The sequence below is a fragment of the Mangrovibacter sp. MFB070 genome (assembly GCF_000705335.1).
GTDB classification, from domain to species: domain Bacteria; phylum Pseudomonadota; class Gammaproteobacteria; order Enterobacterales; family Enterobacteriaceae; genus Mangrovibacter; species Mangrovibacter plantisponsor.
Map to the genome: position 1 here is coordinate 32,406 of NZ_JJMI01000057.1, position 23,071 is coordinate 55,476.

The 23,071-nt window shown below is 51.7% G+C and carries 20 protein-coding genes and 1 riboswitch; of the genes, 4 read left to right on the plus strand and 16 right to left on the minus strand.

Annotated features, from left to right (window positions below):
• Positions 1–102 precede the first annotated feature (102 nt).
• From galU to DT73_RS24865, 7 genes are all read right to left on the minus strand, one after another.
• The gene (gene galU / locus DT73_RS24835) at positions 103–1,032 is read right to left on the minus strand and encodes a UTP--glucose-1-phosphate uridylyltransferase GalU (RefSeq protein WP_036116668.1); all 930 of its coding nucleotides are present in this window, start codon (positions 1,030–1,032) and stop codon (positions 103–105) included.
• Positions 1,033–1,156: 124 nt separating this feature from the next.
• Positions 1,157–2,110, minus strand: coding sequence for a sensor domain-containing diguanylate cyclase (locus DT73_RS24840; RefSeq protein WP_036116671.1), 954 nt, complete (start codon positions 2,108–2,110; stop codon positions 1,157–1,159).
• 100 nt (positions 2,111–2,210) lie between these two features.
• Complete coding sequence (gene bcsD / locus DT73_RS24845) at positions 2,211–2,669, minus strand: cellulose biosynthesis protein BcsD (RefSeq protein ID WP_036116673.1); 459 nt, start codon at positions 2,667–2,669, stop codon at positions 2,211–2,213.
• Between the two features lie 16 nt (positions 2,670–2,685).
• Positions 2,686–6,450: a cellulose biosynthesis protein BcsC gene (locus tag DT73_RS24850; protein ID WP_036116675.1), complete on the minus strand. Its 3,765-nt coding sequence runs from the start codon at positions 6,448–6,450 to the stop codon at positions 2,686–2,688.
• Positions 6,443–8,776, minus strand: coding sequence for a cellulose biosynthesis cyclic di-GMP-binding regulatory protein BcsB (bcsB, locus tag DT73_RS24855; RefSeq protein WP_036116677.1), 2,334 nt, complete (start codon positions 8,774–8,776; stop codon positions 6,443–6,445). The genes DT73_RS24850 and bcsB overlap by 8 nt, the downstream gene beginning before the upstream one ends.
• Positions 8,766–10,883 (minus strand): UDP-forming cellulose synthase catalytic subunit, encoded by a 2,118-nt coding sequence (gene bcsA, locus DT73_RS24860; RefSeq protein ID WP_072007015.1) that lies wholly within the window; start codon positions 10,881–10,883, stop codon positions 8,766–8,768. Before bcsA ends, bcsB begins: the two co-directional genes overlap by 11 nt.
• A gap of 198 nt (positions 10,884–11,081) precedes the next feature.
• Positions 11,082–11,435, minus strand: a complete 354-nt coding sequence (locus DT73_RS24865) for a hypothetical protein (RefSeq protein ID WP_146211531.1) — start codon at positions 11,433–11,435, stop codon at positions 11,082–11,084.
• A gap of 595 nt (positions 11,436–12,030) precedes the next feature.
• Between DT73_RS24865 and DT73_RS24870 the strand changes: the two genes are divergently transcribed.
• The gene (locus DT73_RS24870; RefSeq protein ID WP_036116679.1) at positions 12,031–13,683 is read left to right on the plus strand and encodes a bifunctional diguanylate cyclase/phosphodiesterase; all 1,653 of its coding nucleotides are present in this window, start codon (positions 12,031–12,033) and stop codon (positions 13,681–13,683) included.
• Between the two features lie 57 nt (positions 13,684–13,740).
• Here DT73_RS24870 and DT73_RS24875 read toward each other — a convergent pair whose 3' ends face one another.
• Positions 13,741–14,598, minus strand: coding sequence for an MBL fold metallo-hydrolase (locus tag DT73_RS24875; protein ID WP_036116681.1), 858 nt, complete (start codon positions 14,596–14,598; stop codon positions 13,741–13,743).
• A gap of 93 nt (positions 14,599–14,691) precedes the next feature.
• Between DT73_RS24875 and DT73_RS24880 the strand changes: the two genes are divergently transcribed.
• A complete protein-coding gene (locus tag DT73_RS24880) occupies positions 14,692–15,093 on the plus strand; it encodes a helix-turn-helix domain-containing protein (RefSeq protein ID WP_051691541.1) in 402 nt (133 codons plus the stop codon).
• 69 nt (positions 15,094–15,162) lie between these two features.
• Here DT73_RS24880 and DT73_RS24885 read toward each other — a convergent pair whose 3' ends face one another.
• Positions 15,163–15,471 (minus strand): fimbrial protein, encoded by a 309-nt coding sequence (locus tag DT73_RS24885; protein ID WP_152552567.1) that lies wholly within the window; start codon positions 15,469–15,471, stop codon positions 15,163–15,165.
• 879 nt (positions 15,472–16,350) lie between these two features.
• On the opposite strand from DT73_RS24885, the gene DT73_RS24890 reads away from it, so the two are divergent.
• Positions 16,351–16,803 carry a YaiI/YqxD family protein gene (locus tag DT73_RS24890; protein ID WP_036116685.1) on the plus strand — a complete coding sequence of 151 codons (453 nt, stop codon included), beginning with the start codon at positions 16,351–16,353 and terminating at the stop codon, positions 16,801–16,803.
• 106 nt (positions 16,804–16,909) lie between these two features.
• Here DT73_RS24890 and DT73_RS24895 read toward each other — a convergent pair whose 3' ends face one another.
• Complete coding sequence (locus DT73_RS24895; RefSeq protein ID WP_036116687.1) at positions 16,910–17,119, minus strand: YdgH/BhsA/McbA-like domain containing protein; 210 nt, start codon at positions 17,117–17,119, stop codon at positions 16,910–16,912.
• A gap of 212 nt (positions 17,120–17,331) precedes the next feature.
• Between DT73_RS24895 and dsbG the strand changes: the two genes are divergently transcribed.
• Positions 17,332–18,093 carry a thiol:disulfide interchange protein DsbG gene (gene dsbG / locus DT73_RS24900; protein ID WP_036116688.1) on the plus strand — a complete coding sequence of 254 codons (762 nt, stop codon included), beginning with the start codon at positions 17,332–17,334 and terminating at the stop codon, positions 18,091–18,093.
• Positions 18,094–18,158: 65 nt separating this feature from the next.
• Here dsbG and eno read toward each other — a convergent pair whose 3' ends face one another.
• From eno to DT73_RS24930, 6 genes are all read right to left on the minus strand, one after another.
• A complete protein-coding gene (eno, locus tag DT73_RS24905) occupies positions 18,159–19,451 on the minus strand; it encodes a phosphopyruvate hydratase (RefSeq protein WP_036116690.1) in 1,293 nt (430 codons plus the stop codon).
• Positions 19,452–19,476: 25 nt separating this feature from the next.
• Positions 19,477–19,905, minus strand: a complete 429-nt coding sequence (locus tag DT73_RS24910) for a universal stress protein (protein ID WP_036116692.1) — start codon at positions 19,903–19,905, stop codon at positions 19,477–19,479.
• Positions 19,902–20,810 (minus strand): manganese-dependent inorganic pyrophosphatase, encoded by a 909-nt coding sequence (locus tag DT73_RS24915; RefSeq protein ID WP_036116694.1) that lies wholly within the window; start codon positions 20,808–20,810, stop codon positions 19,902–19,904. Before DT73_RS24915 ends, DT73_RS24910 begins: the two co-directional genes overlap by 4 nt.
• An 85-nt stretch (positions 20,811–20,895) precedes the next feature.
• Positions 20,896–20,966, minus strand: a riboswitch (Fluoride riboswitch).
• A gap of 80 nt (positions 20,967–21,046) precedes the next feature.
• On the minus strand, positions 21,047–22,006 hold the full coding sequence (locus DT73_RS24920; protein ID WP_036116696.1) for a DUF523 and DUF1722 domain-containing protein: 960 nt from the start codon (positions 22,004–22,006) through the stop codon (positions 21,047–21,049).
• Between the two features lie 15 nt (positions 22,007–22,021).
• Positions 22,022–22,552: a DUF3833 domain-containing protein gene (locus tag DT73_RS24925; protein WP_036116697.1), complete on the minus strand. Its 531-nt coding sequence runs from the start codon at positions 22,550–22,552 to the stop codon at positions 22,022–22,024.
• Positions 22,549–23,034: a hypothetical protein gene (locus DT73_RS24930; RefSeq protein WP_051691544.1), complete on the minus strand. Its 486-nt coding sequence runs from the start codon at positions 23,032–23,034 to the stop codon at positions 22,549–22,551. The genes DT73_RS24925 and DT73_RS24930 overlap by 4 nt, the downstream gene beginning before the upstream one ends.
• Positions 23,035–23,071: the final 37 nt, after the last annotated feature.

The following is a 23,071-nucleotide window of genomic DNA, read 5'->3' on the forward strand; positions in this document are numbered from 1 at the left end:
AATGTTCCTTTAGAAAACGCATATTGCTTTGTGGAACGCCGCCCGGCAAAGGGCAGCGTATTCAGCGTACAGGGACACAACAAACTGTTTCGCCGCCTGGGGTTACAGGACGGCTTCAGCCAGTGCCTCAGTAGCAGGTTTACGTGCCAGGCTGACATCGTTTTGCAGCCACTGGCGGAAAGCCTCACCCGTTGCCTGATGGCGCAGGCCGTATTCAACAAAGGCCTTCATATAGCCAATTTTGTCGCCGCAATCGTGAGATTTACCCACCAGGCTGTAAGCTTCGACGGTGGATTCTTTCAGTAACATATCAATGGCATCGGTAAGCTGGATTTCGCCACCCGCGCCAACCGGGGTTTTGTGCAATAACGGCCAAATCGCTTTAGACAGGACATAACGACCAACAACCGCCATATCGGACGGCGCCTCTTCTGTGGCCGGTTTTTCCACCATGCCCTGAATGCGGCCAAAAGCACCTGCGCTCAGGTTTTTCCCACCGCAATCGATCACTCCGTAACGGGAAACATCTTCATGTCTCACGCGCTCAATCATTAACTGGCTGGCGCCCGTTGTTGTGAAGCGCTGGATCATCGCGGCAAGGTTGTCCTGCGCCAGGTTGCAGTGGCTGTCGTCAATCAGGACATCTGGCAGTACAACAACAAAATCGTCATCACCCACCAGTGGCTGGGCACACAGTACGGCATGGCCCAGGCCTTTCGCCTGGCCCTGGCGTACATGCATGATGTTCATGCCAGCCGGGCAAATGGTACGCACTTCTTCCAGTAACTGATTTTTTACGCGTTGTACCAACAGTGATTCGAGTTCAAAAGAAGTATCAAAGTGGTTTTCAATCGCGTTTTTGGATGAGTGCGTGACCAGGATGATTTCCCGGATGCCACTGGCATAACACTCCTGCACGATGTACTGGATAAGGGGCTTATCCACGATGGGCAGCATTTCTTTAGGGATGGCTTTGGTTGCAGGCAGCATACGCGTACCAAGACCTGCAACAGGAATCACAGCCTTTAACATTCTCGTTTCCTCTGTGTGAGCGCAGCAATACACGTCGTAATTCAGATTGGTAGCAACCTGAATTACGGGTGTACACAATTTAACTATTTATTTTTATTAACTGTTTCGTTGTTAACGATTGACATCAGACCGAGCCGACAATGCTGTGCGGATCCGCCGTTGAGACAATTTGGTAATTAATAAAGTCGTCCCCACCCAGTGCTTTTACTTTATACAGGGCGGTATCTGCGGCCTTTAATACGGAAGCAAAGTTGGTTCCGTGTCTGGGCCAGGTGGCGACGCCAATGCTGACAGACAGCGCCACCTGGTGGCGAATAGTCTGTAAGTACATCGGCAGACGGGTTTGCTCGATAATACGTTGCAGTAATAACCCGGCATCGTGTTCATCAATTCCGTCAATAAAGGTCAGTGCGAACTCATCACCGCCCAGCCGGCCAAGCAGTGTGGTGTCGCTGATGCACTGTTTCACCCGGCTGATAAAGTGGCGTAAAACTTCATCACCTGCGGCATGGCCCAGTTCATCGTTGATGGTTTTAAAATTATCTAAATCGAGAATGGCGACTACGGTTTCGGCGCCGCTGGCCTGGGCTGCTCGAAATTTTTTCCGGCTGCGGATGTAATACCCCTGGCGATTCAACGTCTTGGTTAATGCATCGTTGTGCGCCCGGTAATGCAACCGTTCACGAATGGTGACATGGTGCGTGATATCAAAACACACCAGGATAAAAGCAAAGACATCGCCACGTTCATCGCAACGTGGTAGTAACGTGACATCAAGCCAGAGTGGCTCGTTATTTTTCTTGCGCAGGAAGACTTCCCCCTGCCATTTCTCACCTGTCAGCCGGGAGACTTTCAGGCCAACCAGCAACGAAGAGGTATAGTGTTCTTCGCCTGGCTGGAAAAGTGGCGCGTCTACCACGTCATCACTGTCATACCCTGTCAGCGCGTAGTAGCCGGGGTTGGCATAGCTCACTTTTCCCTGGGCATCGAGCACCAGGGAGATAAAGGCATCCTCTTCCATATAACTGACACTACCGAGTTCAAGTTTCCTTCCTGAAACAATCAGTTCATTCAACATTATGGTCACCTGAAAATTGATATATGGCGGAATGCCTTTTCCCCACGAAAAATAACGGGCTGGTTGCAGCCTGCCCGTTGATGTTGTGGGGAGAGAGCACTTATTCCGTCATTGCGTAGCGAAAAATTAAAACATCTTCAGTGGTGTTTTCTTTCCAGCGCACCGGCACGCTATTGCCTGCACCCTGGGAAACCAGCCACTGTGAGTACGCACCTTCCAGTACATAAGCACTGGCACGGCGCCATTGCGCTTCATCGCGGGATTCCGGAGCATGTGGCCAGGCACAATGAATCAAAATCAGTTCGCGCTGTGCTGGCGCCATTTTTACAAAGCCCCAGTTGAACAGTTCCAGCACATGGTTAATGTGTTGTTCCAGTTCATTCACCGTGTTTGACGGGTCAATGGGATACCATTGCGCCAGCATGCCGCCGATACGGCGCAGCGTGTCCGGGTCTTTGTCCTGCTGGCTGTTGGTGAATTCGTTAAAGAACAGATACACCAGGTCGTGCCAGCCAGCCTGATAGTTACGTTGTAAATAGGTATCCTGATTGCTAAACATGTTTATATCCCACCGATTAATTGTCTTGATCGACATAATATTTAAAATAAATCAGGGCCTTACCTTCGTTATAACTGCCAAAGGTGTCATACCCCAGGTTTGCGCCCAGTGCGACGTTGTCATTCAGGCGATAGCGGGCGTCCACACCAAGGGTGTAGCCGATACCGTTTTTCGCAGTTGCTTTGTAAACGCTGTCCACATCGTCATCTGAACTGGCATAGCTTTCGAGTGTTGACTGCAGGCTACTGTGGCCCGGGTAGTAATCACTCTGATCCTGTTTATAAGACTGGTAGCCGACAGCGCCACTCAGTGTCATGTCCCAGTCACCCCAGTGGCGGCTGAAGGTCACAGGTAATGTCAGCGACATATAATCCTGCGGGCTGAAGTAACCGCCCTGGCCGGTGGTGTAGTAACTGAGGTTGCGCTGGAAATCCATGTAGTTAACGTTCACGCCCATACGCAATTCGCTTTCTGGCGTTTGATACAGGCGAATGTAGCTGCCCGCCATCGCGTTAACAGAATGGTTCGTGGGGACGTTGGTGCCCAGGTAAGTATCAAAGCCGAGTTTGGTGTACAGCCCGACCAGGTCATTATCCCAGGCATACTGCGCGGAGACGCCGTTACGGGTAATTGCACCCCATTTTTCGCCGGTCGTTTTATCTTTGGCGCCCACGTAAGACAGCAGGCTGTCTGTGACTGCGCGGCGTTCAGCTTTCAGGTCGAGCGAGCTGTGGTCAGTCAGTTGCGGTTTCCACTCCACACCACCAACCAGGCGTGTCATCTGGCCGCCAGTAGGCGTGCTGCCGACATCCAGTTTGTAGCTGTCGCCGCTCAGGGATAAGTGGGTTTCCACCCCGTTGGCCTGCTGGCTGCCCTGGCTGTCTGCATTGGTAGACGTGGTGCTGGTGGAGGTTGCCGCCGCCAGTTTCGCTGCATGGCTGATAGCGCCATAACCAAAGCGGTTAGCAGACTCCCCTGACATTTCACCGGCATTCAGCGTGACTGGTGCTACATCCAGGCTCAGGCGGGCATTGCTGTCGCCCAGCGTGCCGGAAACGGTCATCGGGGCTTTGACTTCAGTCAGTTCACCCAGCCCGGCCTCACCGCTACGGGAACGCATTGAAACGGCCCCACCGGTCCAGGTCGCGGTTTTTTCTTGCAGATTACGCATCATACTGTCGATGTCGTTCAGTGCAGTCAGTTGGGTTTGCTGTGTGGGTGACGGTATTGACAGCACACTGTTGATGGCATCGTCGCCATTGCTGACGTCATCAGACTGTATACGCCAGCGTGCCGTGCGTAATAACGACATCGCCTGCTGGTTTTCACCTTGCGCGGCTGCAACATGGGCGGCAAGCAGCAGATAGTCGGTATTCTGGTTCGGTTCCAGTTGAGAGAAATACTGTTTCGCTTTGTCGCTGTCGTTACGCGCCAGTGACAGCCAGACTTCGCCGGTGAGCGCCTGCCTGTCCTGCGGTGATTTACGCAACACATACTGGTAGATTTCATCGGCTTTATCAGTCATGTGGTCTGCCTGATAAATCCGTGCAACTGTCAGCAGTAAGTCAGTGTTGGTTGGGTTATTGCGCAGGGCTGGCATCACCAGATCCCAGGCGGCGCGGATTTTATTGTGCGCCCGCAGGGTATCTGCCTGAGTTATCAGGTTGGCCAGGCGGATACGGTCTATTTCTTCCTGGCTGGAAGCATTTTGCAATGCCGGGGCGTTAAGCACGCTTTCCGCTTGCGCAAACAGCCCGGCCTGGTTGAGAACGCGGATCTGGCTGGCGTAATCAGCCAGTGAACCGTGTAACCCTTGTGCCTGGCTGTTGCGAACCAGTGCCAGTGCACCGGCGTTGTCGCCAGCCTGCATTAATAATTCGGCAAGGCGGCCAGCATCCACCGGGGTTTGAGGCGGCGTTCTGGAGAGCATACGCAGGCTGTTAAGTGCCGCAGCGCGGTTGCCCTGTTTAATATAGTTCTGGGCAATATCCAGTTGGCGGTTCAGCAGAATGCGGCTGTTAAGCGCCCGCATATCATCACTGAAACTGGTGCCAGGTACTTGTGACATCAGGCTTTGGGCTTTGGACCAGTTGTCATCTTCAACAAAATAGACCGCCGACGCATACAGGGCATCGTTATGCTGGGTTGCTGTCAGGCCGCTTTGTTGTGGCAGGGCAGACATAATTATTGCCGCACGTTGCTTTTCACCACTTTGGCGTAATAAGCGGGCGTAATCGAGCTTGAGCCAGGCATTTTGTGGGTATTTCGCTACCGCTGCCTGCAAAATTTGCATCGCCTGGGACGTGTTTCCCCCTTTGATGGCTGCTGCGGCAGCTTTGCGCTGCTCGTCGCCGTTATCACCCCAACTGGCATAACGGGTACGCAGGCTGGCGGGCAGGGTACGCAGAATTTGCGCGGCTTCAGTTTCTTTATGCTCTTGTTTGAGGATCCAGAACAGGCTGGTGCGCGCGGTGGTGTTCTGCGGGCGTTCTGCCAGTAACTGGCGGTAAACCTGCTCGGAGTCAGACAGTTTTCCCTGGCGGCGGTAAATATCCGCACGCTGCATGTCGGCGGCCTGGCGCTGGTCGGCGGATGTACCCCGGGCATTGTCCAGTTGGCTTAATGCTTCAGCATACTGCCCTTTTTGGGTCATTGAGCGGGCCAAATTCAGCGCGCCATAAAAATGGGCGTTGTCTGCGTCTTTGGTCCACTGGGCGTCATTGGTGTTGCCGGTGTCTTGTGCTGAAGCCTGGCGCAGCAATGTTTCTGCCTGGGTAAAATCCCCATGGCGTAACGCAACATAGCCCAGCCCCGCCAGCGCGTTACTGTCTTTGGGCTGTGTCTTGAGCACTTCATCGAATTTTGTTTTTGCTGTGCTCAGGTCACCGCCGTTCAGCGCATCAAATGCTGCTTTGGTTGCCCCGCCATCCACACTTTTACGGTAGTGGTCCATGGGGGCGGTGTCATCCGGATGGCGGCTGGCATAAGCGGTGTACACAGGCAAATCCGTTGCTTTCGGATTCAACCAGAGCAACGCCTGTTGCAAGGCTTTATCGGCAATTTTGTTGTCCGGCGCCAGACCAGAGAGCATGGCAATACCTTCGCGCCGCCCGCTTTCCTGCCAGGTCAGGGCTGAACCCAGTGCCAGTTGTGTTGCTGCATCTCCGGGCAACATATGTGCCCGGCGGCGCAGGCCATCAACACCCTGTTGCCATGTGTCACCGTCGCCTGCCAGCGTCTGGTAATACTCCAGCGCCAGTTCGTCTGGCGGCGGGTTGCCGTGTAACAGAGTACGGTATGTGGCAATCGCTTCTTTGATATGCCCGCTGCGCGCCAGATCCCGGGCGGTATTCAACTGCCCACGGGAAATGGTTTGCATTGAGTTCGCACCATCCAGTGACGCCAGATGCGGGTCATCCGGGGAGATGTCACTGATTTTCTTGCGCCAGATAGCGGCCTGTTGCGTATTGCCGCTTTGCATCTGGTACAACGCCATCAGGTACATGGCATCAATGTTGTGGTTATCCACCGCCAGCACTTTCTGCAGTGCTTCCATTGCCATGTCATCATGGGCTTTGCTGTGCCAGTAACTGGCCTGAGACAGCAGCTTTTTCACCGCGTCATCGTTGGCTGAACCGGGTTTATCGCCCGCAGCATTGCCTGACGCCGTATTATCTGACGCGGTATTGCCAGGTTGTGTATTGCTGGCCGCGCCCGCAGGGTAACTGGCACCGACCAGACACAACAGGGCAAAGGCGTGTGTCAGTTGTTTCTTATTCATGTTTCGATGTTCCGTGCAGGCGTTGGTGAGCGTGTCGTTTCAGCCACTGGTACAGCAAGGTGCTGGACAGTAACGCAATCAGGCAGACAATCAGAGCCAGGTAAAAAATGTGCTGGCTGGCATACCACAGCACGCGCATCCACACAGGCAAATCGCCAGTGATGAACTGCTTGCCAACACGCCAGGTCTTGACATCGCCTGCACCTGTCACGGCGGTAAAATCGCCGGATGCTACAGACTGGAATCCTTGCCGGGTCATATCCACCGGGAGTTGTTGCAACCCTTGTGAGCTGGTTGCGGTTGCCAGTACGACCACACGTTTTGCGTTCCACGGTGAGCGCAGGCTGATAAACCCACGCCAGGCACTGTTGTCGGCCAGAAAACTGGCGGCATCGGTGTAAGTTCTGCCCCAGTCACCGGTCAGCAGCGAAATCAGGCGGCTGGCGGCATTGGGCGTATCCACTTCCAGCGTATTTTCGTTCAGCGAGAACAGACTACCCTGCAGCAACGGTGTGATTAAGTTGCTGTTTTTCAGGCTGCTGATTGCCAGGATATCGCTGTCAGCCAGGCGTTGCTGGCCTGCGTCCTGCTGAGGAATACCGGTATAAATTTGCACAAAACTGGCGGCAACACCGGTGTCACGACCAGACTGCGCCATCATATCCATTAGCAGAGTGACATCTTCTGAACTGGGGTGAGGCGGCAGCAGAACCGCCGTCTGTGCCAGGTCTGCATGGCGTGTGAACGGGAACATTGCGCTGGTGAACCAGGCCAGGTTCGGTAATTGCCCAAAGTGCCACGCATGAGTGAAGTCCAGCGTGGAGTCGCCATCTACCCGGCTCTGGATACTGTCATCCGCCATGGCGCTGCAGGGGGCGTTTTTCCGCACGCCAGTACCAAACCAGAAGCCCAGTTGGTTATTCCCAAATACAGTACCCGGGTCGATATTGACGGTGGCGTTTTGTTGGCGGCTGGATAAGCCCAGCATATCCATCACTGGCGTGAAAATACCGCCACGGCTGGCTGGCAGGCGTTTAAGAAACTCGCCATTGATGCTGACATTCAGGAACGAATGCTGGTCGTCAATCCAGGTTTTCTGGGCGAAGCTGTAATTCAGGTGCAGCGGTATCGTGGTGCCATCCCACATAAATAAGTCTGGCGCAGCACGGAATGCCAGTTGGTTAGCTCCGTGCCAAATCCCGTGGGCAACCAGTGCGCCGCTGTTTGTTTCCAGGGAACTGAGTTTTACCGGGTGTTGGGTATTCACCCAGCGCGGCGCATCGTAAGCCTGGCGTTGGGCAAGTGTGATAGCCGGCACCTGCAGGGTGTCGGTGTCGGGTAACCCGGGCTGGGTTAAGCGCCATGCAGCCTGGCGCAGCTCGGCTTCATTACGGCCACTGACCACCAACAGTTTGTATGCCGGGTTGAGCGGGTTATCGATAACCTGCAATGCCGGGCCGCCGCCGTCGGCAATAACAACCGGGCCAATATGGTCGCCAGGTTTGCCAAACAGAATTCCGTTGCCTGGGGGCAGCTCATTGTATTTGGCCGCAAACTGGGTGCCCTTCTCGCTGTTCATTACCCCAAACTGCGAAGCGACAATCGCCGATGCTGTTAACATAGAGGCATCCGGGTTCTCCGGAAATGCGACGTTTAACGAGGCACTTTGCATCTGCTTAACATCAAGGAAGGGGCGCGGGAAGGTGCTCAGATTTTTACGCACATCCAGCCACAAGCCCTGGTAGTTCAGCGCGGAAGACGGCATCAGGGTAACCCGGTAATTCGCTGGCAGTTCGCGCTGGCAGCTCCAGGTGTCGTTAATGATATCGTCCCCGGTTTTCAGCTGAAAACTGAGGTTGTTATGAGAGGCAATCATGGATGACGGGATATCCAGGTTCCAGAAGCCTTTACTTTGCTGGAGTTGATCCAGCGGTATGGCGCCCAGAGGCTGGCCATTCAGCATTAATTGCAGGTTTTCGCCCGGTACATTGACCGCACTCAGTTGCAGGTTAAGGTTGAGGTGCGCATCAGTAATCACCAGGTCACCCGGCAGGGTAAACGATAACCCGTTCTGCAACTGTTGGCCGGAAATTATCAGGCCAGTTGAGGCTCCCATATCTTTAAAGCTGATGGTGTTGGCAACATTTTGGTTGCTGTTGTTTGCCGCGGTAATACTGGCAACATCCGCCGCGGGAGCATTGCCCTGCACACTGACTGGCAGGGGCAAATCCGGCAGGGCATCTGTTTCATTCTGCAGTGCAGCGAAACTGGTCTGGCTTACGGCGCATAACAGGCAGGTTGCCAGAAGCGGGCGTTTAAATCGCATCGTTAACCTCTGCCTGTTTTTTAGGAACTTCCGCCATCCGGGCATTAAACCCGTTAGCCTGTTTTTTACGGCCAAAGAACAATTCCCATACACATCGCAAAATGCTCAGGAAAGAGGCGAGCGGGCGGTCTGGCGCATGAGGTGGTTTAAACCAGGCGTCTGCGCGGGATAACACAACACGTACCAGTTTGCGGCGTTCATTCAGGGAGAAGCTATCGAACTCCATGCGCAATTCACCCACACCTGTGCCAGTTGTGCGCAGTGGAATATGCGCCACTTCGCCACCCAGGCCGATTTCCAGCATGACTGCGCTTTTGTGGGCAAGGTCGTGGCCTTTAACCAGGGCTACACGAGCACCACCCATGGAAACATCAAGCGTGTGTGTATCCATGGTTGAACCATCGGAGAAGCGCACCCGGGTGGGGAGTTTGGCGGTGATCCGGATGGTTTTACGTACCTGTTTTGTCTCTTTGGCTACAGCAATAGAAGCCAGCAGAGTGATGGTACTGAAGGTGCCCCAAATAATGTTGAACAAGATAACCCAGGCGTCGATGCCAGCGTAGAAACCCATGTAGTAACGCACGCCAACCCAAATCATGCTGCCAACCATCAACAACGCAGTGATGATAAGCGGGCGTACAGTGGTGGCATCGAAATAGTCTTTATCCAGCAGGTCGCCTTTGTCGGTAACGTTAAATTTCCCCAGTTTGGGTGCAATCATGGTTACCAGTGTGGGCAGTATCAGGTGGAACGCCATGACGGTTTCATAGATTTCCCCCCAGAATGCGTAACGATAGCGACCGGTGATTTTAGAGTTCACATAGGTGGATAAAATCAGGTGCGGCAACGCATAGGAGAAGATAAGCGTGGCAGAAGAAGAAATAATATTCAGGTTAAACAGCATGAACACCAGTGGCGCGGTCAGGAAGATGACTCGCGGCAGGCCATACTGAAAGTGCAGCATTGCGTTCAGGTAGCACAGGCGCTGAGTGAATTTCAGCCCACGGCCCAGCATTGGGTTATCTACCCGGAAGATCTGGGTCATGCCACGCGCCCAGCGGATACGCTGGTTAACATGCAGTGCCAGGCGTTCGGTAGCCAGACCGGCTGCCAGCGGAATATCCAGGAAGGCAGTATTCCAGCCACGGCGTTGCAGCTTCAGTGCGGTGTGGGCATCTTCTGTAACGGTTTCAACCGCAAACCCACCCACTTCATTTAATGCATCACGGCGAATTACCGCACAGGAACCACAAAAGAAGGTAGCGTTCCAGTTGTCGTTGCCTTGTTGTACCGGGCCATAAAACAGTGCGCCTTCATGAGGAACACGTTTGGCCGGTGTCAGGTTACGTTCAAAAGGATCCGGCGAGTAGAAATAGTGCGGCGTTTGAATCAGCGCCAGTTTCTCATCCTGGAAGAAGGCACCAACGGTGGCTTGCAGGAAGACACGGGTTGCCACGTGGTCGCAGTCAAACACGCAAATCAGTTCACCGCGGGTGAGTGTCATCGCATGGTTAAGGTTGCCTGCTTTGGCATGGCTGTGCTCGCTACGAATAATGTAGCCAACCCCCGCCTCTGCGGCGAAGTCACGGAATTCGTCACGTTGGCCATCATCCAGAATATAGACGCTGACTTTGTCTTTCGGGTATTCAATGCATTGTGCTGCCAGAACGGTATCACGTACTACATCCAGGCTTTCATTATAGGTGGGTACATAGATATCAACGGTAGGCCAGGTGCTCTGGTCTGCAGGCATTGGTGCAATAGGGCGTTTTAAAGGCCAGGACATCTGGATATAACCCAGCACCAAAATTGTCCAGGAGTAAATTTCTGCAGCAAATAATAATGAACCCAGCACCATTTCAACGCTGGAATCAAAATGTAACGTTGTTGTTGCACGCCACCAAATATAGCGAGTTGACATTAATAAAGAAAACACCAGCATGGTTAAAACGGCTTTTTTGTTTTTAAATCTGCCAATAATAAATACTGCCGCAACCACAGCCATGCCGAAGATGTACTGTTTATTGCTATTCATTGGTGTAAAAATAACCAATAGCGATAATGCCAGTAACAATAATGTAAGAATAAATCTCAGTATTTTTCGCATATTTCTTATCTTGAACAGGAAAATGAGCAGGATTTTCCAGCCAGTGCCTGTAAACCGGCGACCCCAAAAAATATTACCTGCCAGTTAAATTCTGGCGATGAAATCAGACAAACATGCAAATCAATAGCCGGTATGTATGATACTGGCCTGGTTATATTCTGGCTGTTAAGCCGATATTGCTAAATATGAGATGTTCTGTTATTTGCCAATGACGGCGAATAAGATATCCAGACGTACCGGGTTTTCTTCACGTGCGCTGGTTGCCGGGCGGGTCATTTGGGCAACGCTTTCCATAATACCAGAAGCAAGGGAGCTGCCCCGGCTGGTGTGCACGGGTGTTACAGGTGCGGCCTGGAGTTCGGCCAGTTTATGTTTTGCTTTGCTGACAGGCGCTGCATTATTCAAATTAGTACTCTCCAGGCGGTTGATAGATTTAACATTATCAGGCGCTGTGCTATGAGTGACCGGAGTGGATTCATGAGTTACGGTTACATCGTCTTCTGTGTCATCGGTCTGGGCATCATCCATTTGCTGGAAGGCAACACCGGACATTTGCAGCTTTGCTGTCAAAGAACTGAGATCGTCATACATAATCGTGTCTGGCCCTAATATAAAGAACGTTGTGTGGTTTTCGTCTTCTTTCTTACCCGCCTGTGTACTGCGAGCGGTAGCATTACCTTTTCATTATTTATTCAATAAAAAAGTAATGGAATTTGTTCATATCCGACGAATTGAGAATTTCCTTATATACTGTGTGTGAGGCAGGTACAGGTCAAGTGAGTGTATCGATAAATCAAAAATGATTTATTTGATCTGTCTATGAATAATTAAAACTTTCTCTATGAATACTGGGAGGAGTTGCCCGCCAGGCCTCATGTGGCACTGGCAAAGACAAAAAAGTTATTACGAGGAAGACTATAAATAAGAGTAGTTGATAGATAATAAATAACAAAAAAATTCATACTTCGTTCACAATCCATGGAGAGTTATCGGCAGGCATGAGTATATCTTTATCAATAAATAAAAATGGATATATTGATACAATCTATAAGTAATGATCTTTACCAATATAATGTTGTTGGGATATTGAACAACCGATCTCTTTCTATTAGCATGAAGCCGATCTTTTCATCTAAGAAAAATAAATATGCATTCTGATAATGAGGTTTTCGGCTCTCAGAATATGCTTGCTGCGTTAGAGCATGTTCATGATGCTGTTGTGCTATTAGACAGTTCGCAAACAGTTATTTTCTTCAATCGTGCAGCAGAGAAGCTTTGGGGCTACCCTGGCGTTACCGTATTTGGCCGCCGGGCGGCAGAGATCCCGTTATTTTATACACCAGAACAAACAACGGAATCTCAGCAGACAACACAGCTGACGGTGATTACTGCAACAGGCGAAGAAAATGCGTTAAGTGCGACTATCAGTTACGAAGGTGGGCCTGGAAATGAAGCGCCGTGCATGATCGTTGTGCATGTCGACCAGGAAAAAATCACGCAGCTTTCTAATTTCGATCATCTGACCGGCCTGCCAAAACGCCGCGCACTGCATCAGTATATTGATACCCTGATTGCCGGAGATGAACACACGCGTGCCGCGTTGTTTTTCCTCGATCTGGATCATTTCAAGGATGTGAATGACGCGCTTGGCTATGCGGCTGGCGACCAGGTACTGGCAGAGATTGCCCGCCGCCTGAGTAGTGAGTTTTCGCGTCATGCTTTTGTCAGCCACGCCGACAGCGACTCATTTGTGATGGTTATGCCGGATTGCGATATCACCAGAGCAACGTCAGTAGCCCAGAAAATCCAGGCGCTGTTCCGCATTCCGTTTAATGTTGCTGATATGGCTTTGAACGTGACTGTCAGCACCGGTGTGAGCCTGTACCCTGAGCATGGCGCTGAGCGGGATATGTTACTTAAACAGGCCAACCATGCATCGCATCAGGCAAAAGCCGCTGCGTCTGGTGGTTACCTGTTCTTCCACAGTGAAATGAACCAGGTGGACCAGGAGCGGCTGAAACTGGCTGCGGCACTGAAACTGGCGATTGCCGGTAATCATCTGCACCTGCATTACCAGCCACAAGTGTGGCTGAAAAATGGTGAGCTTTATGGCGTGGAAGCGCTGGCCCGCTGGACCGACCCTGTGTTGGGCGATATTCCCCCAGGAAAATTTATCGCGCTGGCAGAAGAGACGGGCGAAATTGAAGCGATTGGCCGCTGGACACTCCATGAAGCTTGCCGCCAAATGGCGGAGTGGCGTAATAACAAAATCATGGTGCCTGTGGTGTCTGTGAATTTGTCGCCAATTAACTTTTATAACAGCAGCCTGCCGCAATACATTGGCTACCTGTTGCGCCAGTTCCGTATTCCACCAGACTGCCTGACCATTGAAATCACCGAAGGGGTGATGATGGACAAGCGCCCGGAAACCATGGAAGTGATTTGTGCGGTTCGCGAGCTGGGTGTGGGCCTGTCGATGGACGACTTTGGTACTGGCTTCTCTTGCCTGTCTCGCCTTGCGCACTTGCCAATGACGGAACTGAAAATCGACCAAAGTTTTATGCGTGATTTAAACGATGGCAGCAAAATGAAAGCCATTGCCACGACAGTAGTGAAAATCGGCCAGAGCCTGCAACAAACGGTGGTAGCAGAAGGGGTGGAAACTGAGCAGCAGCGCAGCCAGTTGTGTGAGCTGCAATGCGATATCGCTCAGGGGTATTTATATTCCCGTCCACTTAATGCATCTGCCCTTGCTGTCTGGTTGATGAGCAGCCAGCCGCGGATTGAAGTGGTGGTGTAGGCGGTTAAAAACAGGGTGCTTACCGCACCCTGTTTGTTATGGAACAAGAGCCAGCGGTTAATACGCCGATTCCATATGCCGCAATGATAAAGGCCAGTCACCCGGCCACACATAGTGGTCTTTTAAAATTTTCGCGCTGTATTCAAGGCAGATGCGCACAGGGTACTCCGGATAGATCCTGTCCATGGCCTGCACCACCTGTTGGGCGTCATGGCATTTTGCCAACTGGTTAACGAAATCTGTAATATACCGGCGTGTAAAACTGATAGCTTCTGGCTTAAGAGTGAGCGCCTGTGAGGAGTGGCCGGGAACAACCGTAACCGGTTCTAATGCCTCCAGTTGGTCTAATGTTTTGAACCAACGTTGCAGGCGTTGTGGCGTTCGCATATCTGCAATCCAGACATGGCAATCCGCAAAGACTAAATCCGAGGCTATCAGGGTACGCGTTGAAGGGATCCACAGTGGGGCGATATCTGTGCAGTCGCCACACATCAGGCCCGGGATTTCAATACGTTCACCTTCCAGTTCAATAACATCATCCGTCCACTTTTCGATGTGGTACTTGATATTTGCGCCATTGCTTTTTAAAACGGTATTCCCCCAGTAATCAATTTTAAAATCATAGGCATCATTGATATCGTTGGCTGTTGTCTGGTAAGCAATTACCCTGGCATCGGGGTAGTGTTGTTTGATCACTTCCAGCCCTAAATAATGGTCGGGGTGCAAGTGAGTCAGGAAAATAAATTTCAATTTACGGTTTAGCTCAATTAATTCAGCCAGCAACCGGTGGGCATTGGCTATTGTAAACTGGGCATCAACCAGCATTGCATCAGTATCACCAAAAATAACCGTAGATGTGACGCCAAAACCATCATTCTGGTCACTACTTAAAAATACTTTAGTTTGTAATTTCATGTATTGATATACCTTTTAGCGATATAAGCATGTCGCTATAATAGTTTTACAAACAACGCTGTAAAGTACGTACCATAAGGAAATCAGGTTACTATGAGGAAATCAGAAGAGAGTGAAAACCCAAATTATTCAATAAGTAATGATGAGAGTAGTCCGCAAAAATTACTTTTCGAGAGGCTGTCAAATAAGTGGTTTCTGATGCTGCTTTCAGCACTGCATGCTGAACCAAAACGGTTTAATCAATTATTGAGAGAGCACGCGCGGTTGTCGCAAAAAATGCTTTCACAAACGTTAAAAAATTTAGAGGAAGATGGTCTGGTTGCCCGGGAAGTTAATGGGAACCGAATGCCTGTTCAGGTGACTTACAAAATTACGCCGTTTGGCATAAACCTGATAGATATTGTAAGCCCATTATTTAAGTGGTCGAATGAAAATGTGGGCAAGGTGCTTGAAAACCGGAGAAAGTACATAAAAAAATACTCCTCCGGTGAATAGTTTCGCCGCCTTCATTAACCCATGAAGGCGGAGTGAGGTAGCCCTGGCGGAACCTGCAGCAGCGGGGATTTAGTTATATTCCACTGTCACTAAATACACATTTTCTGCGGCCTGCTGGTAAGAAATCGCCTTCACCAGTGGCGACAGCGTGGGCCGCCATGTTTGATCATGCATGGAAAAAGTTTGCTGAACTTTGTGGGTGTTATCTGCACAACGCAGGTTTACGGATCTTTCTACAGATGAGTTTTCGAGATTGCATGACGGGTTCACAATGCTTCCCCGAAATGTAATGGTTCCGCCCTGGGGTTGTGAGGCAAGTAAACAAGGGGAAAACAGAAGTGCTGAGCTCAGCACCACAGGTATTATGCGTTTCATCATGGATACCTCGGTTAGCGACGCATGGCGTCAGTCACTTTGAGTGTATGCAGTGGGTGAAAAGCTGTTGCGAAGAATAAAGGTTTTTTTGTGGGCTATTTCTGCATTTTTGGCTGTGCAGTATTAACAAAAAGACCACGCCAGCGGTGGGGCCAGCGTGTGGGAAAAATTAGCTAATTAGCTTTAACCCCAGTGCAATAAGTAAAAAAACAACCATTGCCCAAAGCATATGCCTGCCTGAGCGGTAGACTGGATTGTTATCAGTCGTTTTTTCTTGTGTATTGTTTATGCTCATATTAATTATTAGAAAGTGATTTTAATAATCCGCCAGCAAATTTATGCAGGCGATGCTATGTGCACAGAACAAACCGTGTTGATCCCAGAGTAAGAAAATTTTAAAAAAATAAACGGAGGAATAAACCCCATTTTATTCGCATCCTTTGCGTATAAGACACGATGCTCCGGGGCCACGTAAAGCCTTGTGCTGCCTGAACCGACAACCAAAACGACCAGAACTCACCTGGGTTAACGTTACCCACTCTAAACAATTTAAATGACGGTCAAGTGACAAACGAATGACCGCTCAAAAGAAATTGAGTATAAATTTATTATGAGTGCACGCGTAATATACATGAAAAAATAAAAAAGAAAATGCTTATAAAAGAGTCTGTTGAATAAATAGTATGCATCTATGATTAATATAATACTTAAGAGAAATCATCAATAAATAAACACCGGGGAAAGTTTATTCTGGGTAAAAAAATAACCTGAATGTTTAGCCAGCCTAAAATCTCCCGCCATTTGCGCTTCCCGGTTCGTAGGCGGCGAAAGCAAAGAGCGTTAAGATATGCGCGATGACCACAGCCTGCCAGAGGAAACTGAATGTCGGCGATATGGGTGGATGCAGATGCGTGTCCCAATGTGATTAAAGAAGTTTTGTTTCGTGCAGCTGAACGGGTACAGGTTCCCCTCACGCTGGTGGCAAACCAGATGTTGCGGGTTCCCCCTTCACGGTTTATTCGCACCATGCGGGTTGCCAGTGGGTTCGATGTGGCGGATAACGAGATTGTGCGTTTAGTCGAGGCCGGTGACCTGGTGGTAACCAGTGATATTCCGCTGGCAGCTGAAGTGCTGGCAAAAAGCGCCTGGGTGGTGACACCCCGCGGTGAACGTTACACCGAAGAGACGATTCGCGAACGCCTTACAATACGTGATTTTATGGATACGTTGCGTGCCAGCGGTATTCAGACCGGTGGCCCGGCGGCACTGAGCCAGAAAGACCGTCAGCAGTTCGCCAGCGAGCTTGAACGCTGGTTACGGGAAGCATCACGTTAATGGACAGGAAATGAAGGTGCGGGAGAATGCCCCGGTGCTGTAACAGAAAATGACTGGCAGGAGACAGGGCGGGCAGCAGGGTTGCCCCTGCCGCGCCCGGAGTAACTTATTTGCTCAGTTCTGCAGTCATATGAACCTGGTTACCGGCATAAGCTTCGGTGATGTGGTAATCAGCACCAGCCTGTTTTGCCTGAGCGGCGATTTTTGCTTCTGCGCCATCTAAAGTGGATGCTGTTGCACTTACGGTTTGTGCGAAAGCACCGAAAGACATAACAGAAAGAGCGGCAACTGCAACGAAAGTTTTGATAGATTTCATGGTCGTATTCCTTAATGGTTTGTTTGTTAGTAAGGCGTATTGCCTTGATGTGATAAATCATAGCCCCGTCTCTCATCGATCAAAAGCTGAACAATTTGCTCATCTTTTTCGAATATTTTGAATAAAAATACAACAAGGTCTGCAACGGGCTCACTGCTATGCTGTGTGTGCCGGGCACGGCGGTGTTGTGCCCTTTTCCCTGAGAGGTTTCCATGAAAATAAGCACAGGTATTGCTGCCTGCCTGGTGTTATTCAGTGCAATGCAGGCACAGGCCGATGAACCCTTACCTCCGGCGGTGGCGCACATTGCCAGCCAGGGCATTACTATTATCAAGAAAATCAAAGGACCTGGTGGTATGCAGGGCTGGCTGGGCCAGTACCAGGGTATGGGCGTGACGATTTACCTGACACCCGATGGCAAGCACGCCATTTCCGGGTATCTGTATGATGAAAATGGTAAAAACCTGAGCGAAGCGTTATTTAAGCAGGCGCTGTATATTCCCCAGGGCCGTGCTTTGTGGAAGAAAATGGCAGAAGGCCCGGTTATTAAATCTGGCCGGGATGATGCGCCACGCAAACTGGTGGTGTTTGCCGACCCATTCTGCCCTTATTGCATGCGCTTTCATGCTGCGGCACAACCCTGGGTGGATGCCGGGAAAGTGCAGCTCTACACCCGCCTGGTGGCGGTGCTGAAGCCACAGAGTGGGCGCTATGCGGCAGCTATTCTTAGTGATTCTGACCCGGCGAAAGCCTGGGATGCCTGGGAACAGTCTGGTGGTAAACAGGCACCTGCTTTTGTAGAAAAAACGCCGCAAAGTACCGTGCAGGCCTTACAGGTGAACCAGCAACTGATGGACGAAGCAGGTGCTAATGCCACCCCGGCTATTTATTACCTCAACCAGGATAATGAATTACAACAAGTGGTGGGCATGCCGGATGAACAACAAATGGCGGCAATGTTTGGTCCGAAATAGCACAAAGCAGAAATAACTGTGTGGGGTAGGCTAACCCCGGCGTGGGGCCAGCCTGCTGGTTAAGGTCAGGACGTGTGGCGCACAAACGCTTTCGGCCCGGCAAACTGTGCTGCTCCGCCCAGCATTTGCTCAATACGCATCAACTGGTTGTATTTTTCCACACGTTCGCCACGGCAGGGTGCGCCTGTTTTCAGGTGCCCGGCACGCAGCGCCACAGTCATGTCCGCAATAAAGCTGTCGGCAGTTTCCCCGCTGCGGTGTGAAATAAATGTCCCCCAACCATGCTGCTGGCACAGCGCGACAGCATCAAAAGTTTCGCTGAGCGAACCAATCTGGTTGAGCTTAATCAGTGCGGCATTCGCCACATTTTCTTCAATGCCGCGTTGAATGTATTTAACGTTGGTGACAAACAGGTCATCGCCCACCAGTTCAATCTGCTGCCCCAGGCGGGCGTTCAGGTGCTGCCAGCCGCTCCAGTCATCTTCCGCCAGGCCATCTTCCAGCAAGACAATCGGGAATTGCCCCAGTAATTCAGCATAGTAATCTGTCATTTCTGCGGCGGTAAGGGCGCTGTGCTCGGTGCGCAGGTGGTATTTGCCGTCGCTATAGAACTCGCTGGAAGCCGGATCCATACAAATACTGATATCTTCACCGGGGCGATAACCGGCTTTTTCTATTGCCTGCACAATCAGTTCCAGTGGCTGGCGGTTAGAAGACACGGCTGGTGCAAACCCGCCTTCATCACCCACCGCAGCAGACAGGTTGTTATCCAGCAATATTTGGCGCAGGGCCTGGTAAACTTCACTCCCCTGGCGCACGGCTTCGGTAAGACTTGGTGCACCAAGGGGCGCAATCATAAATTCCTGGAAGTCTGCCCCCTGGTTGCGGGCATGAACCCCGCCATTAATGATATTCATGCAGGGAACGGGCAACAAATTAGCCCGGGCTCCACCCAGGTAGCGGAACAATGGCTGGCGGGTGGAAAGCGCCCCCAGGCGCGCAACAGCCAGGGAAACCCCTAAAATCGCATTAGCACCCAGCTTGCTTTTATTGTCGCTGCCATCCAGTGCCAGCAATGTGTTATCTACCAGGCGCTGGTCACACACCTGCAGGCCAGCCAGGGCTGCATTGATTTCATTATTGACGGAAGCCACTGCGCCCAATACGCCTTTACCGTTGTAACGTGTTTTATCGCCATCGCGGCGTTCTATGGCTTCCCGGGAACCGGTGCTGGCTCCGGAAGGTACGGATGCGCGAGCCATCAGGCCTTCGCTACTGAATGCTTCAACTTCTACCGTTGGGTTACCCCGTGAGTCGAGAATTTCACGTGCGATAACTTTCTCAATTGTTGTGCTCATAATCTTTCCTCGTAGTCAGTTTGACTTACAGATGCCGGATAAGAACGTCGACATTCAGTTGGTTGATATAGGCCATGGAGTGGGAGGTCAGCAGCCCTAAAAAACGGTTGTGGTGCCCGGCAATAACCAGGTCTGCCGCCTGCCGCGAGATACAGGTCTGCAGGTCTTTTATGCCCAGCGTCACCAGTTCACAGGTGTCCATATCCACTGAATCTGTGTTATCGAGTTCACTGAGTATTTCGCTGAACATGGCTTTCGCGCTGATAACCTCTTGTGAGACCGGGTCGTCCATCATGCTGTCGGAGACAAAATTGAGTTCGCGGTAGTCATCACTCAGGTGAGCAACCGTCACTTTGATGTTCCATTCATGAGCCAGAACCAGTGCATGTTTCAGCAATGGCACTCCGTCTTCTTTGCCATGAATCAGTACCACTGCATGGGTATAGCCAGTCATGGTTTTCCTCCTGATAGCGTGAGTTGGTTTTCCAGCCAGGGAAGCAGTTGTTTTTTCCGGCTGATCATGCCGGGAATGGTGCAGGGTTTGGCGCCGGGTAGCGCAGAGCCTGTAAAGTGGAGGCAGGAAGCGGGCTGGCTGATGTCGGTAAGCATCAGTACCACCAGGTCCGCATGCTGGCTTGCCTGTAGACGCGCCATTTCAGCCTGTATGGCCGGTAGCAACGGGGTCACCTGGTCGATATCCGCCAGTTCCAGTTGGGCAACCCAAACTTGAGTACCGGAGAAGTCAAAGCGCTTGAGGTCTTTACGTAACAGGGTTTCTGCACTGAGCCCGGCAATGTCGGTTTTGGCGTGCAGCAGCTCTTTGGCAAATTGCCGTGCGTCCACACCGGCGCGCAGGTTCAGTACTTCTGCCGCATTGCGGTCATCCTGCGTAGTGGTGGGGGAGCGTAACGCCACGGTATCGCTGAAAATTGCGCCCAGTAGTAGCGTGCATTCTGCGGCGGTTAACGCCTGGCGCTGTTCAGGTAACATTATCTGCCACAGCACAGTAGCAGTGCTGCCTACGGGTTTAATCCACACTTCCGGGGGAAGCGAGGTAACCAGCCCGCCGAGGCGGTGGTGGTCAATAATCCCAATAATATTGCTGCTGTTCAGCGTTTCCGGGCCTTGAGCCAGTTCAGTGAAATCCACTAACCAAACAGCCTGGTCTTCCAGTGAAATATCCAGCAGTGGCGGCGGCTCCAGCCCTGCGCGGTCGAAAATAAACTGTGTTTCGCGGTTAAGTGCTCCGGCGCGCCAGGCCTGGGCTTTACGCCCTTGCCGTGCCAGCCATTTGGCAGTCACCCATGCGCTGCATATGGCATCGCTGTCGGGATTAAGGTGGCCAACAACCTGTATCATAATGAGTTCCTGAAATCAGGAAGCATGCCGGGCGGGGAAAGCAGGAAATCAAGACCAGCCTGACATACCTCTTGTGGAAATAAGAGTTACGCCAGGCGTCATCAGCCCCCTGAATGGAGCGGTTGGGTAAGGTGGAACGCCATCACCTTGTGCTTTGCAGTGTGGATCTCATACAGCTATTTTGCAACCCCGTAACCCGGCTGAATCTGTTACGGGGTGTGACGTGGCAAATCAAGTTAATGCTCAGGCAACCGCAGGCGCAGCGGTGCAGGGTACGGGGCGAAATACTTTTGGGTGGATAAATAGTCGTCCGGGTATTCAGCCAGGTAATGCTGCAACAATGTCAGTGGCGCAAGAATTGGCAGTTGCCCGCTGCGGTATTCAATAATCACGTTTCTCAGTTCCGCTCGTTGCCGTGCATTGAGCTGTTTGCGGAAATAGCCCTGAATGTGCATCAGCACATTGGTGTGGTTGCGCCGGGTGGCCGGGTGGCCCAATAACGCCATTAATTTCTCGCGGTAGGCAGTAAAAAAGGCACTGAGATCGTCCCATTCATGCAGGTGGGCGACAAACCGCCCCAGTTCCCGGTAACCCGGCTGGTGGTGCGCCAGTAACAGCAGTTTATAACGGCTGTGGAAAGCAAGCAGGCTCTGGCGTGTCAGGCCTGTGGCGTACACCTGGTTGAGTTCGTGCAGCGCATAAATACGCAGCACGAAATTCTCTCTGAGCATTGGGTCGTGCAGGCGGCCATCTTCTTCAACCGGCAGCCAGGGGTAACGGGCCATCAGCGTGGCGGTGAAGATACCGGTGCCCGCTTTTTTGCCGCGCTGGTTTGCTTCATCGTACAGCCGGACCCGTTCCATGCCACAGCTTGGCGATTTGGCGCAGACAATAAAACCACTTAACGTGCCGATATTGTTCACGTAGTTGTCGGAAAATGCCTGCATTTTGTCGGTAATGTCTTCGTGTGGTTCATTGCTGAAGCGCAGGCGGATACCGTTGTCAGTGGTGTTCACCAGGCGAAGAGCCGGGCGGGGCGAGGGAAGGCCGACGGCCATTTCCGGGCAAACCGGGCGGAATGTCACCCAGTTTGCCAGCTCATCCATGACGAAGGGCATGCGTTTATGGCCGCCATCAAAGCGCACGGTGTCACCGGTGAGGCAGGCACTGATACCAATTTCAGGTTTGCTGTTCATTGTGTATTCCTTGTTTTATGGCGCTTTTTTAGTAAAAAACAGCGTGACCGTGGCGGCGGTAAAGCCGAATTTGGTCAGAGTGGTTTTGTTAAACAAATGCCGGCCATCTTGCAGGTACATCCAGTCATCAAAGCTGAGTAGCCAGGTTTTGCCTTTGGTTGTGACATTCATTTTGTAATGCCAGTTGAAGGCGTTTCCTGCTGACTGCCCAACGGCAACACCTTCAATATCGTTTGCCGTACCGGTGTACTGGTTGTTGCCTGTGCGGCGAATGTGCCAGACACGTTGTTGTTTCTCGCCGTCGTCATACACAAAGTGTTCATTCAGCGTAAGCGTATCGCCAGTTACCTCACCGGTGATTTCCACATGGAAACGGCGCAGTTGTTTACCGCTACGGCCCTGCACCATTCCCCATGCTTCGGTTTGCCCGTTGAAATAGCTGAAGATATCCAGCGGCGGTTGTGTGCCCTGGTAATCATTCAGGGTGGTACTGCAACCGGTCAGCAGGGCAAGTAATACCAGTGCGGCACGTTTAAGGAGTGTCATGGTTTTTCTCCCGTTAATTGCTGTCTTAGGTTGGGGTAAGCGGTGCGTGGGTCCAGCCAGATTGCCAGAAAGCGCTCGCTGAACAGGGAAGGCTGCTGTGGCCCAAGAGGTGAAAAGGGCGTGGCAGAGCCGGCCCGATACCAGAATTGCCCCTGGTGTTGTGTGGTCACAAATGCCAACTGGCTGCCGGGGGTGACGTCAGGCCACAGTTGTTCCAGTGCCTGGAGCCACATTGTGCTTTGGGGCGTTGCCTGGAGAATACCCAGTTCCTGCCACTGGTCGCGGGTGGCATCTACCAGGTCGGTATGGCTGATAGCACGTTGGTAAGTGATAACCAGCGCCAGGTCACTGCTCAGCCCGTGGTAACGGCCATCCGGTGACAGTAACCGGGCGTGGTACAGCGTAAACGGCCCCCAGGTAAAGGTGGCCGCGCCAACATTGCGCCAGCGTAGCCAGTCAGCGGCCTGAGTTACCACGGGCATCAGCAGGCTTGCCAGTAACGCCACAATACAGGCCAGC

What these genes read in the sequence shown, in the direction of transcription:
- galU (WP_036116668.1), bottom strand. Translation starts at nt 1,032, where the DNA reads ATGTTAAAGGCTGTGATTCCTGTTGCAGGTCTTGGTACGCGTATGCTG.
- DT73_RS24840 (WP_036116671.1), bottom strand. Translation starts at nt 2,110, where the DNA reads ATGTTGAATGAACTGATTGTTTCAGGAAGGAAACTTGAACTCGGTAGT.
- bcsD (WP_036116673.1), bottom strand. Translation starts at nt 2,669, where the DNA reads ATGTTTAGCAATCAGGATACCTATTTACAACGTAACTATCAGGCTGGC.
- DT73_RS24850 (WP_036116675.1), bottom strand. Translation starts at nt 6,450, where the DNA reads ATGAATAAGAAACAACTGACACACGCCTTTGCCCTGTTGTGTCTGGTC.
- bcsB (WP_036116677.1), bottom strand. Translation starts at nt 8,776, where the DNA reads ATGCGATTTAAACGCCCGCTTCTGGCAACCTGCCTGTTATGCGCCGTA.
- bcsA (WP_072007015.1), bottom strand. Translation starts at nt 10,883, where the DNA reads ATGCGAAAAATACTGAGATTTATTCTTACATTATTGTTACTGGCATTA.
- DT73_RS24865 (WP_146211531.1), bottom strand. Translation starts at nt 11,435, where the DNA reads ATGTCCGGTGTTGCCTTCCAGCAAATGGATGATGCCCAGACCGATGAC.
- DT73_RS24870 (WP_036116679.1), top strand. Translation starts at nt 12,031, where the DNA reads ATGCATTCTGATAATGAGGTTTTCGGCTCTCAGAATATGCTTGCTGCG.
- DT73_RS24875 (WP_036116681.1), bottom strand. Translation starts at nt 14,598, where the DNA reads ATGAAATTACAAACTAAAGTATTTTTAAGTAGTGACCAGAATGATGGT.
- DT73_RS24880 (WP_051691541.1), top strand. Translation starts at nt 14,692, where the DNA reads ATGAGGAAATCAGAAGAGAGTGAAAACCCAAATTATTCAATAAGTAAT.
- DT73_RS24885 (WP_152552567.1), bottom strand. Translation starts at nt 15,471, where the DNA reads ATGATGAAACGCATAATACCTGTGGTGCTGAGCTCAGCACTTCTGTTT.
- DT73_RS24890 (WP_036116685.1), top strand. Translation starts at nt 16,351, where the DNA reads ATGTCGGCGATATGGGTGGATGCAGATGCGTGTCCCAATGTGATTAAA.
- DT73_RS24895 (WP_036116687.1), bottom strand. Translation starts at nt 17,119, where the DNA reads ATGAAATCTATCAAAACTTTCGTTGCAGTTGCCGCTCTTTCTGTTATG.
- dsbG (WP_036116688.1), top strand. Translation starts at nt 17,332, where the DNA reads ATGAAAATAAGCACAGGTATTGCTGCCTGCCTGGTGTTATTCAGTGCA.
- eno (WP_036116690.1), bottom strand. Translation starts at nt 19,451, where the DNA reads ATGAGCACAACAATTGAGAAAGTTATCGCACGTGAAATTCTCGACTCA.
- DT73_RS24910 (WP_036116692.1), bottom strand. Translation starts at nt 19,905, where the DNA reads ATGACTGGCTATACCCATGCAGTGGTACTGATTCATGGCAAAGAAGAC.
- DT73_RS24915 (WP_036116694.1), bottom strand. Translation starts at nt 20,810, where the DNA reads ATGATACAGGTTGTTGGCCACCTTAATCCCGACAGCGATGCCATATGC.
- DT73_RS24920 (WP_036116696.1), bottom strand. Translation starts at nt 22,006, where the DNA reads ATGAACAGCAAACCTGAAATTGGTATCAGTGCCTGCCTCACCGGTGAC.
- DT73_RS24925 (WP_036116697.1), bottom strand. Translation starts at nt 22,552, where the DNA reads ATGACACTCCTTAAACGTGCCGCACTGGTATTACTTGCCCTGCTGACC.
- DT73_RS24930 (WP_051691544.1), bottom strand. Translation starts at nt 23,034, where the DNA reads ATGCCCGTGGTAACTCAGGCCGCTGACTGGCTACGCTGGCGCAATGTT.